Origin of the sequence: Thalassobacterium sedimentorum (assembly GCF_031127905.1) — a bacterium.
GTDB classification, from domain to species: Bacteria; Verrucomicrobiota; Verrucomicrobiia; order Opitutales; family Coraliomargaritaceae; genus Thalassobacterium; species Thalassobacterium sedimentorum.
Genome location: NZ_JARXIC010000129.1, coordinates 1 through 466 on the forward strand (window position 1 = coordinate 1; position 466 = coordinate 466).

1 protein-coding gene is annotated in these 466 nt (G+C 50.6%); it reads left to right on the top strand.

What is annotated here, in order from left to right; translation table 11 throughout:
* The coding region (locus tag QEH59_RS18710; protein WP_308986909.1) for an IS66 family transposase at window positions 1-405 on the top strand (405 nt) is incomplete at its 5' end.
* Window positions 406-466: the final 61 nt, after the last annotated feature.

The following is a 466-nucleotide window of genomic DNA, read 5'->3' on the forward strand; positions in this document are numbered from 1 at the left end:
CGCCAAGCCAAGTTCGAGTCTCATCTGCGTATCATCCATGCCATAGTGAAAATCCTGGCTCGGCGTAGCCGACCTAAGTCTAAATCTGGAAAAGCGTGCACGTATTTTTTTGGCCAATGGGACGCCCTGCAGGTGCAGCTCAAGCACGGCGAGGCCGAGCTGGACAATAACCTGATCGAAAACGCAATCCGCCCCTCGGCAGTAGGCAAAAAGAATTTCTTGTTCATCGGCTCTCCAGAGGCTGGAAAGCGCACTGCCATTATTTACTCCATCCTTGTCTCCTGCGAGCGGCATGGCATTGACCCACTCGCATACATGACCGACGTACTCAAGAAAATACCTGCGATGACCAATCAAGACGACTTCTCGCCACTGCTTCCATCGAACTGGAAGAAACCTCTATAGAAGCTTATCAGCTTCTATAGACATCCATCGAATCCCATCGGATTGGATAGAACTCTAGCCA